We start from the raw sequence: 17,915 nt of genomic DNA, 5'->3' as shown, positions 1-17,915 counted from the left end.
TTCGAATCCAAGTTTAAGAAATCCTCTTTATAATATTTAGAAAATTAACAATAATGCATTGACTGAATGCTCATTCATATTCTAAAATAAATGCATAAACGAAGAATTTTTGTTGTAAAAGGAGAATCTCGTAACATAATTGAAGTTTTATAGGAATAATAAGTAAAAAGTATTTAGGGGATACATGAGGGGGAGACAAAAATGAGTCCGTTGTTAATCGCAAACTGGATATTCTTCATTGCAGTAGTACTCTATGGAGTTAGTTTGTTTATCTATCTGTTAAAAACAAGATACGAATATGTCAAACTCGGCAAAAAAGAAGAATTTAAAGACAGTGTGAAAGAGCGACTTGAAAAAATATGGATCAATGTTTTTGGACAATCAAAATTATTAAAAGATCCAAAAAGCGGTCTTATTCACGTTCTATTTTTCTATGGTTTTATTCTAGTTCAATTTGGGGCAATTGATTTTATTTGGAAAGGACTAGCTCCGGGGTCCCATTTACCATTAGGGCCACTCTATACGATCTTCACTATATTTGAAGAAATCGTAGCTTTAGTCATTTTATTTGCAGTATGTTGGGCTTTCTATCGCCGATATATTGAAAAACTTGTTCGTTTAAAGCGGGGATGGAAAAATGGACTAGTTTTAATTTTTATTGGTGGATTAATGCTTTCTACATTAATCGGTAATGGGATGAGTCTCATCTGGCTTGACCATGGCTTTACAGGTAGTGAGCCAATCGCTTCAAGTATCGCATTAGTATTTGGTTTTTTACCACCAACAGCTGCAGCGGTAATCTTTTATGTAATGTGGTGGGTACACTTACTAATTCTATTAACTTTCTTAGTGTATGTTCCACAATCGAAGCACTTCCACTTAATAGCTGGACCAGTGAATGTTTATTTCCACCGTTTAGATCGTGCTGGCACACCTCGTCCAATTGATTTTGCAGCAATGGAAGAAGTAGAAAATGAAGAGGAAATGCCATCATTTGGTGTAGGAAAAATTCAAGACTTCACTCAAAAACAATTAATTGATTTATATGCATGTGTTGAATGTGGTCGTTGTACGAATATGTGTCCAGCAACAGGTACAGGCAAAATGCTTTCACCAATGGATTTAATCGTCAAATTACGAGATCATTTAACAAATACTGGTGCTGTAGTTACAAAGAAAAAACCTTGGGTACCAGCTTATTTCTTCAACAATTCAAAAGGCAATCAATTAGCTTTAGCTGCTGGGGCAGAAGGTGCTGTAATTGAAGATATTTACAATCCTTCATTAATCGGTGATGTGATTACTGAAGAAGAAATTTGGGCTTGTACAACATGCCGTAACTGTGAAGATCAATGTCCAGTAATGAACGAGCATGTGGATAAAATTATAGACCTTCGTCGTTACCTAACAATGACAGAAGGAAAAGTAAACCCTGATGCACAACGCGCAATGAACAATATTGAACGTCAAGGCAATCCTTGGGGTATTAACCGTAAAGAAAAAGAAAACTGGCGAGACCAAGATCCAACTGTTCACATCCCAACAGTAAAAGAAGCAACTAAATCTGGTGAAGGCTTTGATTATTTATTCTGGGTTGGTTCAATGGGTTCATTTGACAGCCGTTCACAAAAGATCGCATTATCCTTTGCTCGATTAATGAATGAAGCAGGCGTGAAAATTGCGATTTTAGGAAATAAAGAGAAAAACTCAGGAGACACACCTCGTAGATTAGGAAACGAATTCTTATTCCAAGAGTTAGCAACAGCTAACATAGAAGAGTTCGAGAAAAACGATGTAAAGAAAATCGTTACAATCGACCCTCACGCCTACAATATCTTTAAAAATGAATATAAAGATTTTGGTTGGGAAGGCGAAGTGTATCACCATACTGAGTTGTTGTTTGATTTGATTAATGAAGGCAAATTAACATTAAATCATCGTGTAGATGAAACAATTGTTTTCCATGACTCTTGTTATTTAGGTCGATACAATGATGTCTACGATGCACCACGTGAAATCTTGAAAGCTATTCCTGGTGTAAAGTTAGTTGAGATGGAGCGTAACCGTGAAACGGCTATGTGCTGTGGAGCAGGTGGAGGATTAATGTGGATGGAAGAACATGTAGGAAACCGCATTAACGTAGCTCGAACAGAACAAGCTATTGCAACAAGCGCATCAGTCATTTCATCTGGCTGTCCATACTGCTTAACTATGTTATCTGATGGTACGAAAGCAAAAGAGGTTGAAGACCAAATTGGAACATACGATGTAGTAGAACTACTTGAACGTTCAGTCCTTGGTGACCGTTCGAACCATGTAGAAGAAGCAATCATATAAATAAAACGAGAGCTTTAAACAAAATACCTGGCACATTGTTATTCAATACATGTACCGGGTATTTTTCTTTTATTATTTAGAAAATATTGAGCAGATTGTAAGCAACAAAACAATACATGTAACAAAATGTGAAAAGAATGCAGTACTTACTTTACCATTTGTCCATTTCAATTCGATACAAATCATTATAAATTTATTGTAAAGCTCATGTCCTTTCATAGTAGATTACAAGACTTGAAGGGGATAGAAAAAAGGGGTGTATGTTAATGGCAGTTGATCAAAAAGTGAGAGAACTTCAGCATTTTATTAATGGTTCGTTAGTACCAGGTACAAGTGGTAAATATTCAAATGTTTATAATCCATGTACTGGTGAAGTAATTGCTCATGTACCATTAGCTACAAGAGAAGAAGTTAGAGATGCTATCGAAAAAGCAAAGGCTGCATTTCCTGTTTGGAAAAAGCAATCTGCAGGTAAAAGAGCAGAGGTTGTTCAACGTTTCCGTCAATTAGTTACAGAAAACATTGATGAATTACTAGAAGTAATTTGTGAAGAGAGTGGAAAAACAAAGGAAGACGCAAGAGGCGAAATTACACGTGGGCTAGAGTCGGTCGATTTGGCTATCAACGTTGCGCATATGACTAAAGGAGAATACTCCGTTAATGTTGGGGGTGGTATTAACGCATTCTCCGCGAAATACCCATTAGGTGTGGTGGCTGCAATTTCACCTTTCAACTTCCCTGTCATGGTACCACTAGCACAAACTAGTATGGCAGTGGCAGTGGGGAATTCCGTTATTTTAAAACCATCTGAAAAAGTACCTATTTCTGCTCTATACATTTCGAATCTTTGGAAAGAAGCAGGATTACCAGCTGGAGTTTGGACAGTAATTAATGGTGATAAAGAAGCGGTAGATGAACTTTTAGAAAATAAAACAGTTCAAGCGATTTCATTTGTCGGTTCTACACCTGTAGCTGAACATATTTATCAAAAGGGAACAAGTTTTAACAAACGTGTCGTTGCATTAGGTGGCGGTAAAAACTTTATGATTGTTATGCCAGATGCAGACTTAGAGAAAACTGCAAATGCTTTCTTAGGTGCAGCTTATGGTGCAGCTTCTCAACGTTGTATGGCGATTTCAGGAGCAATCACAGTTGGTAAAGAAACAGCAGATCGCTTTGTTGCTATTTTAAAAGAAAAGGTTGAAAAATTAAAAGTTGGTCCTTATACAGACGATACTGTTGATTTCGGGCCAGTGATTACACAACAATCAAAAGATGCGATTATCCAAGCGATTAATAAAGCGGTTGATGAGGGTGCTCAATTAGTTGTAGATGGACGTAATCCTAGCATTAGTCAAGTATCGAAAGGTTTCTATTTGGGACCAACACTATTTGATCATGTAACGCCTGGAATGGAAATCTTTGAACAAGAAGTATTCGGACCTGCTCGCATTGTTGTACGTGTTGAATCATTACAAGAAGCAATCGATCTAATTAACGATCATGAGTTAGGTAATGGAGTGACTATTTTTACGAACAACGGGGCAGCAGCACGCAAATTCCAAGAAGAGATTGAGGTTGGAATGGTAGGGGTAAATGTACCGATTCCGATTCCTGTTGGTTATCATAATTTTGGCGGATTAAAACGTTCAAAATTCGGTGATGGCGTTATGTTCGGTCCAGACCAAGCACGCTTCTTCACAAAAGTGAAAACAATTTCAGAGCGTTGGATCGAAGAAGATGAAGAAACATCTACAACATTTGCATTCCCAAGTAATGAAGATGCAAAGTAATAACTAAATAGAGTATGAAAGGGGCACCTCAAATGAGATGCCCCTTTTATCTATTCCAAGACTCGACATTATCTATCAGTTTACATTCTGTAAAATGCTAGATTAACCAATATCACTATCTTATAATAAAACTATGTAAATTTTGAATATTTAGCAAATTGGAGTTAATTGTGGTAGATAGTTAGGATGAGGGGGTTGCTTGTGAATAACTATTCATTACAAGTACATGAAGTATTAAAAAACAATCATTTTGCCTCGGCAGAAGTGATTGCAGGTAATAATGGATTAAACAATATTATTAAATGGGTACATGTATTAGAGATTAGTAATGTTGAAAAGTTACTTAAGGGAAATGAACTCATTTTAACAACTGGAGTTAGTATTCAAAATGATACAGAAAAGTTCCTTACTTTTGTTGAAGGGTTGATTAAAGCCAATTGTGCTGGCTTATGTATTGAGTATGGTGAATATATACAGAAGGTTCCGGACGAAGTAATAGAACTGGCTAATTACCATGAATTTCCAATCATTGTATTCCATGAAATTGTTGCCTTTGTTGAAATTACTCAAGATCTCCACTCATTAATTATTAACCAACAATATTTACTCATTTCAAAATTAGAAAAATATGCCCAAGCATTAAGTAAAGAAACCTTGTATGCTCAAACACCAGAACACCTATTAAAAGTGATGTATAAGTACTTAAAGGTGCAAACAATTTTTAAAGTGAAAGGTAAAGAGCCTATTTTTATACCAAATCTTTCGAAGCAAAATAGACAGGAGTTATTAAAAGTATTAGAAGAGAATTCCAATAGTCAAAATCCCAATATACTAAGTCAGCCAATCCATTTATTTGAACACCATTATGCTGAAATTATTCTTTATAGTAAAGAAAAGGGAATTACTGAATTTGAATCACTCATATTAGATAGAACTGCCACTGCACTTGGGGAGTTATTGATCCGTAATTTATATGTTGAAGAACGAAAAGGCATTGAGGATGCGAAATGGGTTGAGGATTGGCTAGATGGGAAGCATTCTAAGGAAGATATAGACCATTACATCATGTCACAATGGCCGGATTACATTCCAAGAGGATGTACTACATTTGTTACGTTTATATCCGAAAACAAACGAGGTCAACAAGTTGATAAAACCTATATAAAATTATTCTTTAAGTCGATTCTCAATCAATATGGATTTCATTCGATTGTTGCAGAAAGAAATAAATACTTAATATTTATCCTTTTGAATATGCGGGAACGAGATTCAATGAAAGAAAGACTTGAAGAAGCGGTGAAGAAAATTGACCAATCAGAACTGCTAATGAAGCAGGACGCTTTTGAATTTAAGTTTGCTGTGGGCAAATTAGTAGCCGAACTTCATTCGATTTCAGAAAGCTATCAATCTGCATTAGATACTATATATATTTCAAGAAAAATCCGGACTTCTTCCAATTTTTATGATGACTTACATTTGTTCCGACTCATTTATCAATTACAAAAGAATACAAATTTACAAGAAATGGTGAATGAATACTTACAACCAATCATAGAATTTGACGCCAAATATAATGGTCAATTATTAGAGACATTGGAAGTATACCTCCAAACAAATGGATCTAAGCAAGAAACGGCTAAACGATTATTTATTGTACGCCAGACACTGTATCATCGAATTCGTAAGATTGAAAGTTTAATTGGGGAAGATTTTATGAATGGGGAAAAGCGATTAGCTTTTGAATTTATGTTATTAGCTCGGAAGTTTATTGCAAAAGTTTAACTATTGAAAGATAGGAGTAGCACTAAAGTGGGATTTTGGTGTTACTCCTTTTACGTTGTGTATAAAATCATCTAATTTATTTTACGTTATGTAAAATGCAAAGAAATGCACTCCAATTCATAATGAAATTAATGGAGCGTTAGATTAAGGGAAACTGGAAATGAATCTTCGAAACTAACGCATTATCAAATTATAGGGGTGTGAGTAAAATGTTAGGCACGAATATCAGTAATGAGATTTTAAGTAAAGATGAAAAATATGTTTGGCATTCCATGAAACCATACAATCCTAATGCAACACTTGTTATTGAAAAATCAAGTGGTTCTAGAATTACCGATGTTGATGGCAAAGAGTACATTGATGCAATGGCTGGCTTATTTTGCGTCAATGTGGGATATGGCCGTCCGGAGCTAGCTAAAGCAGCATACGATCAATTATTAAATAATGCATATACTCCTCTTTCACAAGGTCACGTACCAGCAATTGAACTAGCAGAAAGAATAAATGAAATGCTTGGCGGCGATTATGTCATCTTCTTCTCAAATAGTGGATCAGAGGCGAATGAAACTGCATTTAAGATTGCTAGACAATACCATCAGCAAAGAGGTGAAAATACGAGATATAAAATTGTCTCCCGCTATCGTGCTTATCATGGAAATACAATGGGTTCACTAGCTGCAACGGGACAGGCGGAACGAAAATATAGATATGAACCATTAGCACCTGGTTTCCTTCATGTTACACCTCCAGATTCCTATCGTAGAGATGAAGATGAATACACAAATTGTTTAGAAATTCCAAGTGTGAAAGATGTAGATAACATCATGACTTGGGAATTTAGTGAAACCATTGCAGCTATGATTTTAGAACCAATCATCACTGGTGGTGGTGTATTAATCCCGCCTCAAGGCTATTTAAAAGGTGTAGAAGAAGTTTGTAAAAAGCATGGTGCGTTATTAATTGTCGATGAAGTAATATGTGGCTTTGGGCGTACTGGTAAACCTTTTGGCTTCATGAACTATGATGTAAAACCAGACATTATTACGATGGCAAAAGGGCTAACAAGTGCCTACTTACCACTTTCAGCAACTGCTGTAAAACGTGAGATTTATGAAGAGTTTACGAAAAGTGGAAGCTATGATTTCTTCCGTCATGTGAATACATTTGGTGGTAACCCAGCTGCATGTGCACTTGCATTAAAAAATCTTGAAATTATGGAAAATGAAAAGTTATATGACCGTTCTGCTGAAAAAGGGGCGGAAATATTAGAGAAACTTGAAAAGTCTTTAAGTGACAATCCATATGTTGGCGATGTACGCGGTAAGGGATTGATTATCGGTATTGAATTAGTAAAGGACAAAATAACAAAAGAACCGTTAGATGTTGCATTAGTAAACCAAGTAGTTGCAACATGCAAAGAAAATGGCGTAATTATCGGGAAAAACGGTACAACAGTAGCTGGTTTTAACAATGTACTTCAACTATCACCCCCACTAAGTATCCCAGATGAGGACATCGAAATTGTACTGAATACATTAGTGAATGCGTTAGATAAATTAAAGTAATCTAATGTAATTCGAATTAGCTGATTGGACGGGGGGGCCTGATCAGCTTTTTTGTTTATGTATGTTTGATTGGAAAACGTGGTTTACTAGACAAAAAATCAGGAAGGGACGTAAAAGTGTCTAGTAAAAGCCGTTTACTAGACAAAAAATGAAGGAGATGGGGAAAAGTGTCCAGAAAAAGCGATTTACTAGACAAAATTTGGCGGAGAAGAGGAAAGCTGTCTAGTAAAAACCGTTTACTAGACAATAAACGTAAGAATAGTGAAATAGTGTCCAGTAAAAAAAACATATTATCTTAATAATAATCACATAGTGTACGGGTAAGTGATTATGTCGAAATTTGCGTATAATTTAGTTAAAAATTGAATAAACGAGAAATAAATTAATAAAGAGAAAAATCTGAATTGAATGAAAGGTGAATGTGCTGTAAAATAAAAGTAATGGAGGGGAGTTCTAGATGACTCCCATTTTTCATAAGAATATTCCGAGCGAGCGTTCAGTCAATTCGAAGCCTTAAAATTTCATTTTGAGACTTCGAATTTGCGACGAGGATGGTGACATCTCGATGTGACCACCGTAGGAGCACAGGTTTTGTTTGCGACGAGCAGCTACCGCAGCGCAGGAGCAAACCAATCAATTTGAGCGAAGCTCAGAATTGATTAAGGGACTCAACTGAAATTGAGTCATTTTGTTTGCGACGAGCAGCTACCGCAGCGCAGGAGCAAAATTCATGATGTAAAGTCTTTAAGATGGGGAATGTCTGCGACAAGCAGTCACATCTACGCTGCATGACAACTATTTAAATTGGGGAAACAGTATTTTAGTTTACTAGAATCAAACAATAATAGGGGTGTAAAAATGAGAAGAACAGTTATTCTAGATGGAGCAAGAACGGCATTTGGAAAATTTGGTGGAGGATTATCTTCTTTATCCGCAAGTGACCTTGGTGGTATTGCAATTAAAGGGGCATTAGAAAGAGCAAACATTAAACCAGAAGAAGTGAATGAAGTAATTATGGGTACAGTCTTACAAGCTGGGCAAGGTCAAATTCCTTCACGTCAAGCTGCTACAAAGGCAGGGATTCCATATAACGTAAAAACAGAAACAGTCAATAAAGTATGTGCTTCTGGTATGAGAAGTGTAACTCTTGCAGATCAATTAATTCGTTTAGGTGACGAAGAAGTGATTGTAGCAGGTGGTATGGAGTCGATGTCAAATGCACCTTACCTTCTACCAAACGGACGTTGGGGATTACGTATGGGTGATGCGAAGTTAATTGATGGAATGGTATATGACGGTTTATCTTGCGCATTTGACCCTAATCATGTTCATATGGGTACTTACGGAAATAGTACATCAAGTGAATTTGAGATTACTAGAGAAGCGCAGGATGAGTGGTCGCTAAGAAGTCACCAACTAGCATTAGAAGCAATTGAAACTGGAAAATTTGCAGAAGAGATTGTACCAGTTGAACTTAAAGGACGTAAAGGTGATGTCACAGTCATTCAACACGATGAAGCGCCTCGTAAAGACACATCTTTGGAAGCGTTATCAAAATTAAAACCTGCTTTCGGCAATGACGGTACCGTTACTGCAGGGAATGCGCCTGGAGTAAATGATGGAGCGTGCGCGGTAGTACTAATGAGTGAAGAACGTGCAGAAAAAGAAGGACGTTCACCACTTGCTTATATTCTAGGTCATGCTGAAGTAGGAGTGGATCCAAAAGATTTCCCACAAACACCTGGTCTTGTCATTAATGAATTATTAAAGAAAACTGGTAAATCAGCCGAGGAAATTGATTTATTTGAGATAAATGAAGCGTTTGCAACTGTAGCGCTAGTAAGCAACAAAATTGCAGGATTAAATCCTGAAAAAGTAAACGTAAATGGTGGAGCGGTAGCATTAGGACACCCAATTGGGGCATCAGGTGCAAGAATTATTTTAACACTTGCTTATGAATTAAAACGCCGTGGTGGTGGAATTGGAATTGCTGCAATATGTTCTGGTGGTGGCCAAGGAGATGCAATCATGATCGAGGTACCAAAACAGTAACATACCTTTTTGAATCCAATTGCTTCACTCAATAAACATCAAAATAGGAGGAAATCAAAATGGCAATTCAAAAAGTAATGGTGATTGGTGCAGGGCAAATGGGATCGGGTATCGCGCAAGTTTGTGCCCAATCAGGATACGAAGTAATTTTAAACGACATTAAGCAAGAATTTTTAGACCGTGGAATAGGTGCCATTACAAAAAATCTATCAAGAGATGTAGAGAAAGGTAGAAAAACTGAAGAAGAGAAAGTAGCAACTTTAAACAGAATTACACTTTCTCTTGATACAAAAGATGCTTTCGATGTTGACATCGTAATAGAAGCAGCAACAGAAAATATGGATATTAAACAATCTGTATTTAAAGAAATTGATGGGATTGCACCGAAACATGCAATCTTAGCTTCTAATACTTCATCACTACCAATTACAGAAATTGCGGCGGTGACAGAAAGGCCGGAACAAGTTATTGGTATGCATTTTATGAATCCTGTACCTGTAATGAAACTTGTTGAAATCATTCGAGGTCTTGCAACATCTGATGAAGTCTATAAAGCAGTTGAAGAAATGACGGTTTCTTTAGGAAAAACAGCGGTTGAAGTAAATGATTTTCCAGGATTTGTGTCTAATCGCATATTAATGCCGATGATCAATGAAGCGATCTACACTTTGTATGAAGGGGTAGCGACGAAGGAAGCGATTGATGATGTCATGAAGCTTGGCATGAATCATCCTATGGGACCGCTTACTTTAGCTGATTTTATCGGATTAGATACATGTTTATATATTATGGAAATTTTACATGAAGGTTTTGGAGATAGTAAATACCGCCCTTGTCCTCTACTTCGAAAGTATGTGGCAGCAGGATGGTTAGGGAAAAAATCAGGTCGAGGCTTCTATGTGTATGACTAAAAGGGAGTGACATCCAATGAACTTGCAGTTTACAGATGAGCAAATCATGGTACGAGACATGGTACGTCAATTTGCTCAAACTGAAATATCACCATTCATTGAAAAGATGGAGCAAGGTGAATTTCCTAGGCAAATTTTAAAGAAGATGGCGGACTTAGGTCTAATGGGCATGACAACACCAGAAGAATTAGGCGGTTCTGGTATGGACTTCACTTCTTACATTTTAGCAATAAATGAGATTTCTAAAGTAAGTGCAGTTGTTGCCGTTATTTTATCAGTCCATACATCTGTAGGTACAAATCCAATTCTCTTATTTGGAACTGATGAGCAAAAAAACAAATATGTTCCTAAACTAGCTAGTGGCGAGTATTTAGGTGCTTTTTGTTTAACGGAGCCTGAAGCAGGTTCAGATGCAGCTTCCTTAAAGACCCGAGCGGTAAAGACAGGGGATCACTATATTTTAAATGGTTCGAAAGTGTTCATTACAAATGGTGGTGAGGCAGATGTTTATATCGTATTTGCTTCAACCAATCCAGAAAAAGGAGCACGCGGCATCTCAGCATTTATTGTTGAGAAGGATGCTCCAGGTTTTATTGTCGGTAAAAATGAGGAGAAAATGGGTCTTCACGGCTCAAAAACTGTGCAAATTACCTTTGAAAATATGAAAATACCAGCTTCTCAATTGCTAGGCGAAGAGAACCATGGGTTTAAAATTGCAATGGCTAATTTAGAAGTTGGTCGAATTGGGATTGCAGCTCAAGCTCTTGGAATTGCAGAGGCAGCTCTAGAAGCAGCTATAGACTACGCAAAATCTCGCATACAATTTGGAAAGCCGATTGCTGAACAGCAAGGTGTAGGATTTAAGTTAGCTGATATGGCCACTCAAGTTGATGCTGCAAGATTACTAGTTTATCGTGCGACAGATTTGAAAACTAAGGGAATCTCTTGTAGTAAAGAGGCATCAATGGCAAAACTATTTGCTTCAAAAACTGCTATGAATGTAACAACAGAAGCTATTCAAGTTTTTGGTGGCTACGGTTACACAAAAGATTATCCGGTAGAGCGATATTTCCGCGACGCGAAAATAACTGAAATATATGAAGGCACAAGTGAAATCCAAAAAATCGTTATAAGTAAAAATCTATAATACGGTCGGTGCCGTTCATGAACAATTTCTTTACTAGGCACCAATAAAACGGGGGGATAATGATGAACTTTCAACTATCAGAAGAACATGAACAATTAAGAGAAATGATTCGAGATTTTGCAGTAAATGAAGTAGCTCCATCTGCAGCAGAACGAGATGAGAATGAAACCTTTGATCGAGCTATATGGGATAAAATGGCCGAACTTGGCTTAACAGGAATTCCATGGCCAGAAGAATACGGTGGTGCAGGATTCGATTATTTAGCTTACTGTATTGCAGTTGAAGAACTTTCACGTGTTTGTGCTTCTACTGGGGTAACTTTATCGGCTCACACTTCACTTGCTGGATGGCCAGTATATAAATTTGGTACAGAAGAACAAAAGCAAAAATATTTACGCCCAATGGCAGAAGGTAAGAAGATAGGTGCGTATTGTTTAACAGAGTCTGGTTCTGGTAGTGACGCTGGTGGGATGAAAACAACAGCAAAACTTGAAGGCGATGAATTCGTTCTGAACGGTTCGAAAATTTTCATCACTAACGGTGGAGAAGCAGAGATTTACATCGTATTCGCAGTAACTGATCCAACCTCTAAACATAAAGGAACAAGTGCCTTTATCGTTGAATCGAATTTCCCAGGATTTAAAGTAGGGAAAAAAGAAAAGAAAATGGGGATTCGATCGTCACCTACAACGGAAATCGTATTTGAAAACTGTCGTGTACCAAAAGAAAATTTACTAGGTAACGAGGGTGATGGATTTATTATCGCGATGAAAACACTTGATGGTGGCCGAAATGGAATTGCTGCACAAGCGGTTGGGATCGCACAAGGTGCATTAGATGCTGCAATTGATTACTCAAAAGAACGTGTACAATTCGGAAAGCCAATTGTTGCAAATCAAGGGGTTTCATTTAAATTAGCTGATATGGCTACAGCTGTTGAAGCTTCAAGACTATTAACTTATCAAGCTGCATGGTTAGAATCAAATAATCTACCATATGGTAAAGCTTCCGCAATGGCAAAACTAATGGCAGGCGACACGGCTATGGCAGTTACAACAGACGCAGTTCAAATTTTTGGTGGCTATGGCTATACGAAAGAATATCCAGTCGAGCGTTTTATGCGTGATGCGAAAATTACACAAATTTACGAGGGAACTCAAGAAATTCAACGACTTGTAATCTCTCGTTTAATTACCAAATAATTGATGGCTGAAAAAGAGAAAATTGTTGTCCAAACATCTGTTAAAGATGAAAGCCTTATAGAAATAAGAAGACGACAAATCGTAAGTGGAGCAGTCAATCTTTTCAAAGAAAAAGGATTTCATCGGGCAACAACAAGAGAAATTGCGAAAGCGGCTGGATTTAGTATTGGTACGTTGTATGAATACATTCGCACGAAAGAAGACGTCCTTTACTTACTTTGTGATTACATCTACGACCAAGTAAAACAACAACTCGCAGAGATTACATCGGAAACAGGTACAGTTGAAGAATTAAAAGAAGCCATTAAGCAGTATTTTCACTTAATAGATCGTATGGTCGATGAATTTACAATCATGTATCAGGAAACGAAATCCCTATCGAAAGAAGCAATGCATTACGTATTTGATAAAGAACTAGAAATGGTTCATCTGTTCGAAAAGATTATTAAAAACACCTCTTTACCTAAAAATCAGCTATTAACAGAAAAAGAGATTTTCTTAGCAGCTAACCATATTGTAGTTCAAGGGCAAGCATGGGCATTTCGTAAATGGGCTTTTCGAAAGCGATATACGATTGAAGATTATATTAATGATCAAACAAAACTATTTCTTTCAGGTATTTTTCACTTTCATGAAAATAGTTAAAGTGAAAACTTTTCAACATACCTAATAGCACTTTAGAAGAACAAATGGACACCGCTAAGTAGCATGCGTATTAACGATTGCCGTTAGCGGTGTTTATTTTCACTCATATTAATGGATTTTCAGAAAGGGGCAAAGTCATATGGTGAAACTTGACAATGCACAAGTAGAAAATGGGGTATATCGTCCAAAACATCATGTGCGATTTGTAACGGCATCAAGTTTATTTGATGGGCATGATGTTTCAGTTAATATTATGCGAAGAATTTTACAAGCAAGTGGAGCAGAAGTTATTCATCTTGGTCATAACCGTTCGGTAGAAGAAGTTGTCAATGCAGCAATTCAAGAAGATGCACAAGCAATTGCAGTTTCCTCTTATCAAGGCGGACATATGGAATACTTTAAATATATGTATGATTTGCTTCATGAAAAAGGTGCACCACATATTAAAATTTATGGTGGTGGTGGTGGAGTTATCCTACCACATGAAATTAAAGAACTCCATGATTACGGGATAGCAGGAATTTTCTCACCTGAAGACGGCATGAAACTTGGGCTTCAAGGAATGATTAATAAACAACTTGAAGGAGCAGATTTCTCAACTTTAAAGGGTGACTATTTAAATCTGTTAAACCAATTATCAACGAATAAACCAGAAATATTAGCAAATTTAATAACAGCTGCTGAAAATGGTGAATCTAAAGAAATTCAAGAATTAATTCAAGAGGCGAAAAAGAAGGAGAAGCAAACAGCGGTCCTTGGTATTACTGGAACAGGTGGGGCAGGAAAGTCTTCCTTAACTGATGAATTAATTCGTCGTTTCTTAAGAGAATTCCCAAATAAAACAGTTGCCATTTTATCGGTGGATCCAACTAAGCAAAAAACAGGTGGAGCATTACTTGGTGACCGTATTCGAATGAATGCCATTTTCGATAAACGAGTTTATATGCGAAGCTTAGCGACTCGCGGATCCAGAACTGAGCTAACTTCATCAATCGGAGATGTTTTATCAATCGTTAAGGGTGCTGGTTTTGACCTAATTATTGTTGAAACGAGTGGTATTGGGCAAGGAGACGCTGAAATTACGAAATATACAGACCTCTCCATGTATGTAATGACAAGTGAATTTGGAGCTCCTACGCAACTTGAAAAAATCGATATGATTGATTATGCAGACCTTATTGTAATCAATAAATTTGAACGTAAAGGCTCAGAAGATGCATTAAAACAAGTACAAAAACAATATCAAAGATCTCATGGCTTATGGAATGAAAGTCTTGATCGCATGCCAGTATACGGTACTATAGCGAGTCAATTCAATGATAAGGGAACAAATTCATTGTTTGCTGCACTTGTAGCTAAAATCAATGAAAAGTTTAACTATAATTGGAAAACATCCTATGATCAATTTGTTAAAACAAAAAAACAAGATGTGATCATTCCTTCAAATCGCAGATATTACTTAAGAGAAATCGTTGATACGGTTCGTAACTATCATAAACAAGCAGAACAGCAAGTAGAGTTAGCGCGGAAACTATATCAACTAGAAGGAACTATCGAAACAGTTCGTGCACAAAATTCGGATGCTGATGCATTGCTTGCTTCATTAACTTCATTGGCAAATGGTGTGAAAAGTCAATTAACGAAAGAATCCATTCGTATTCTTGAAAATTGGGAAAAACTTAAAGAAACATACTCTGGAGACGAGTTGATTACAAAAGTTCGTGATAAAGAGATTCGCACAATTTTAAAAACAACTTCCTTATCAGGAACTAAAATCCCGAAAATTTCACTACCTAAATTTAAAGACTACGGTGAAATTTTAAGATGGGTTTATGCAGAAAACGTACCAGGTGAGTTTCCTTATACAGCAGGTGTATTCCCGTTCAAACGTGAGGGAGAAGATCCGAAACGTCAGTTTGCAGGTGAAGGAACGCCAGAGCGAACAAACAAACGATTCCATTATTTATCGAAAGATGATGATGCGAAAAGGCTATCCACTGCATTTGATTCTGTTACACTTTATGGTGAGGATCCAGATTATCGTCCAGATATTTACGGAAAAGTCGGAGAGTCAGGTGTTAGCGTTTGTACTTTAGATGACATGAAAAAATTGTACGCTGGTTTCGATTTATGTGCTCCAAGTACATCTGTATCGATGACCATCAATGGACCAGCACCAATTATTTTAGCTATGTTTTTAAATACAGCAATTGACCAACAAGTGAAGCAAAAAGAGGAAGAACTTGGACGTATATTAACTGTTGAAGAGTTTACTGAAGTAAAGGAAAAAACGTTACAAGTTGTGCGCGGTACAGTACAAGCGGATATTTTGAAAGAAGACCAAGGTCAAAATACTTGTATTTTCTCCACAGAGTTTGCACTTCGTATGATGGGAGATATTCAGCAATACTTTATTGATCATAAGGTGCGTAATTATTATTCTGTGTCGATTTCGGGTTACCATATAGCAGAAGCTGGGGCAAATCCTATTTCCCAACTTGCTTTCACTTTAGCGAATGGTTTCACGTATGTTGAATACTATTTAAGTCGTGGCATGCATATAGATGACTTTGCACCAAACTTATCATTCTTCTTCTCCAATGGATTAGATCCTGAGTATACAGTCATTGGCCGAGTAGCGAGAAGAATTTGGGCTATTGTAATGAGAGATAAATATGGGGCAAATGAACGTTCTCAAAAATTAAAATACCATGTCCAAACCTCAGGAAGATCACTTCATGCTCAAGAGATGGATTTCAATGATATTCGTACAACGTTACAAGCATTAATGGCGTTACAAGATAACTGTAATTCGTTGCACACAAATGCCTATGACGAAGCGATTACAACCCCAACAGAAGAATCAGTTCGTCGAGCAATGGCAATCCAAATGATCATTACAAAAGAACACGGCTTATCGAAAAACGAAAATCCAATGCAAGGTGCATTTATTGTGGAAGAGTTAACAGATTTGGTCGAAGCGGCTGTTCTAGAAGAATTTGAAAGAATAAATGACCGTGGTGGTGTACTAGGTGCGATGGAAACACAATACCAACGTGGGAAAATCCAAGAGGAATCCATGTACTATGAACACTTAAAGCATTCAGGAGAGCTACCAATTATAGGAGTAAATACTTATATCAATCCTAATGCCAATACAGTTGGCGACATTAATTCTTTACAAGTTGCTCGTGCTACTAAAGAAGAAAAAGAACTACAAATACACAATTTAAAAGAATTCCAAAAACGCAATGAAGAGAATTGTGCGGATGCGATTGAAAAGCTAAAACAAGTTGCACTTTCCGGTGGTAACATCTTTGCAGAACTAATGGAAACTGTAAAAGTTGCTAGCCTAGGACAAATTACGAATGCATTATACGAAGTTGGCGGACAATACAGAAGAAATATGTAAAAAAGAGAAATATTTATTCGAAAATATTCAAGCAAAAAATTGTGAACAGTGATATGTTTTAAGAATGGATTCAAATAGATATAGATAGAGTTCTGTTAACTTACTAGAAGGAAGGTTGCATCTATGAAAAGATTCATCCACTATTTCATTATTATTTCTTGTTTAGTAACAACTTTCTTTATATATGATAGTGGTAAAGGTGCTGTTCCATTTTTAATATTATCTGCCTATTTTTTTACACTGGGTTTTATCAATATTTATAAAATAAAAAACAGTAATTCAAACTAGCATAGATAATAGTAGTTTGTATATAATGGGTATTATTGCAAACTTGCATCCAAAAGTGAGTAATGTATTAAGGAAAGGACGTGCACGAGTTGAACCTTCGTGAATTAACTAAAGATCAATTAAGTGAAGAATCGTTAATTGATCTAGCTTACGCACTACTAGAAGAAAGAAAAGCTCCGCTCGCATTTTTAGATCTTTTAAAAGAAATTCAAAATTTAAATGGTTTATCTGATGAAGAAATCCAAAAACGTTTAGTTCAGTTCTATACAGACATGAATGTTGAAGGTCGTTTCTTATTAAATAATGACAACACTTGGGGTCTTCGTGAATGGTATAAAATCGAAACGATTGAAGAAGAAACAGCTCCAACTGTTAAATCTCGTAAAAGAAAAGCTAAATCTGCTCTTCTTGATGAGGACGAAGAAGATATCGAAATTGATGAAGACGATTTAGTATTTGAAGAAGATTTAGAAGAATTTGTTGACGAAGATGAGGAAGATCTTGATGTAGATGATGATCTTGATTTCGAAGAAGATATCGATGAGATCGATGTTGTTGCAGATGTTGACGTAGATGTTGATGTAGACGTAGACGTTGACTTGGATGTAGATGTGGATGTTGATACAGAAATCGATGAAGATTTAATCGACGAAGAAGACGCATTCATCATTGATGAAGATGAGGCTCTAGAAGAAGACATCGACTAGCAATATGTTTTATTTAAATTGCCTTTTGACAATTAATTGACACTAATTTGTTGATGTAAAATAGTCTATATTAA

General features: G+C 36.6%; 11 protein-coding genes. All 11 read left to right on the top strand.

The features are described 5' to 3' along the window. Positions 1-201 precede the first annotated feature (201 nt). The 11 genes from ACOQFO_RS15050 to rpoE all read left to right on the top strand — a co-directional run bounded on the left by ACOQFO_RS15050 (position 202) and on the right by rpoE (position 17,841). The gene (locus ACOQFO_RS15050) at positions 202-2,337 is read left to right on the top strand and encodes a heterodisulfide reductase-related iron-sulfur binding cluster (protein ID WP_421690490.1); all 2,136 of its coding nucleotides are present in this window, start codon (positions 202-204) and stop codon (positions 2,335-2,337) included. A gap of 266 nt (positions 2,338-2,603) precedes the next feature. After that, entirely contained in the window at positions 2,604-4,130 is a 1,527-nt protein-coding gene (locus tag ACOQFO_RS15045) for a CoA-acylating methylmalonate-semialdehyde dehydrogenase (RefSeq protein WP_421690489.1), read from the top strand. A gap of 201 nt (positions 4,131-4,331) precedes the next feature. Further along, positions 4,332-5,912, top strand: a complete 1,581-nt coding sequence (locus ACOQFO_RS15040; RefSeq protein WP_421690488.1) for a PucR family transcriptional regulator — start codon at positions 4,332-4,334, stop codon at positions 5,910-5,912. A 209-nt stretch (positions 5,913-6,121) separates the two neighbouring features. Beyond that, the gene (locus tag ACOQFO_RS15035; RefSeq protein ID WP_421690487.1) at positions 6,122-7,477 is read left to right on the top strand and encodes an aspartate aminotransferase family protein; all 1,356 of its coding nucleotides are present in this window, start codon (positions 6,122-6,124) and stop codon (positions 7,475-7,477) included. Positions 7,478-8,335: 858 nt separating this feature from the next. After that, a complete protein-coding gene (locus ACOQFO_RS15030; protein ID WP_421690486.1) occupies positions 8,336-9,529 on the top strand; it encodes an acetyl-CoA C-acetyltransferase in 1,194 nt (397 codons plus the stop codon). 59 nt (positions 9,530-9,588) lie between these two features. Continuing rightward, complete coding sequence (locus ACOQFO_RS15025) at positions 9,589-10,440, top strand: 3-hydroxybutyryl-CoA dehydrogenase (protein WP_421690485.1); 852 nt, start codon at positions 9,589-9,591, stop codon at positions 10,438-10,440. Positions 10,441-10,456: 16 nt separating this feature from the next. Beyond that, on the top strand, positions 10,457-11,587 hold the full coding sequence (locus ACOQFO_RS15020; RefSeq protein ID WP_421690484.1) for an acyl-CoA dehydrogenase: 1,131 nt from the start codon (positions 10,457-10,459) through the stop codon (positions 11,585-11,587). A 62-nt stretch (positions 11,588-11,649) separates the two neighbouring features. Further along, complete coding sequence (locus tag ACOQFO_RS15015; RefSeq protein ID WP_421690483.1) at positions 11,650-12,789, top strand: acyl-CoA dehydrogenase; 1,140 nt, start codon at positions 11,650-11,652, stop codon at positions 12,787-12,789. Positions 12,790-12,792: 3 nt separating this feature from the next. Next, positions 12,793-13,434, top strand: coding sequence for a TetR/AcrR family transcriptional regulator (locus tag ACOQFO_RS15010; protein ID WP_421690482.1), 642 nt, complete (start codon positions 12,793-12,795; stop codon positions 13,432-13,434). 139 nt (positions 13,435-13,573) lie between these two features. Then, on the top strand, positions 13,574-16,846 hold the full coding sequence (gene icmF / locus ACOQFO_RS15005) for a fused isobutyryl-CoA mutase/GTPase IcmF (RefSeq protein WP_421690481.1): 3,273 nt from the start codon (positions 13,574-13,576) through the stop codon (positions 16,844-16,846). Positions 16,847-17,214: 368 nt separating this feature from the next. Then, positions 17,215-17,841, top strand: coding sequence for a DNA-directed RNA polymerase subunit delta (gene rpoE, locus ACOQFO_RS15000; RefSeq protein ID WP_421690480.1), 627 nt, complete (start codon positions 17,215-17,217; stop codon positions 17,839-17,841). Positions 17,842-17,915: the final 74 nt, after the last annotated feature.

Source organism: Ureibacillus sp. MALMAid1270 (assembly GCF_049202975.1).
Classification (GTDB): domain Bacteria; phylum Bacillota; class Bacilli; order Bacillales_A; family Planococcaceae; genus Ureibacillus.
Note: the sequence above shows the minus strand (reverse complement) of the source record. Positions and strands in the feature narration are given on the sequence as shown.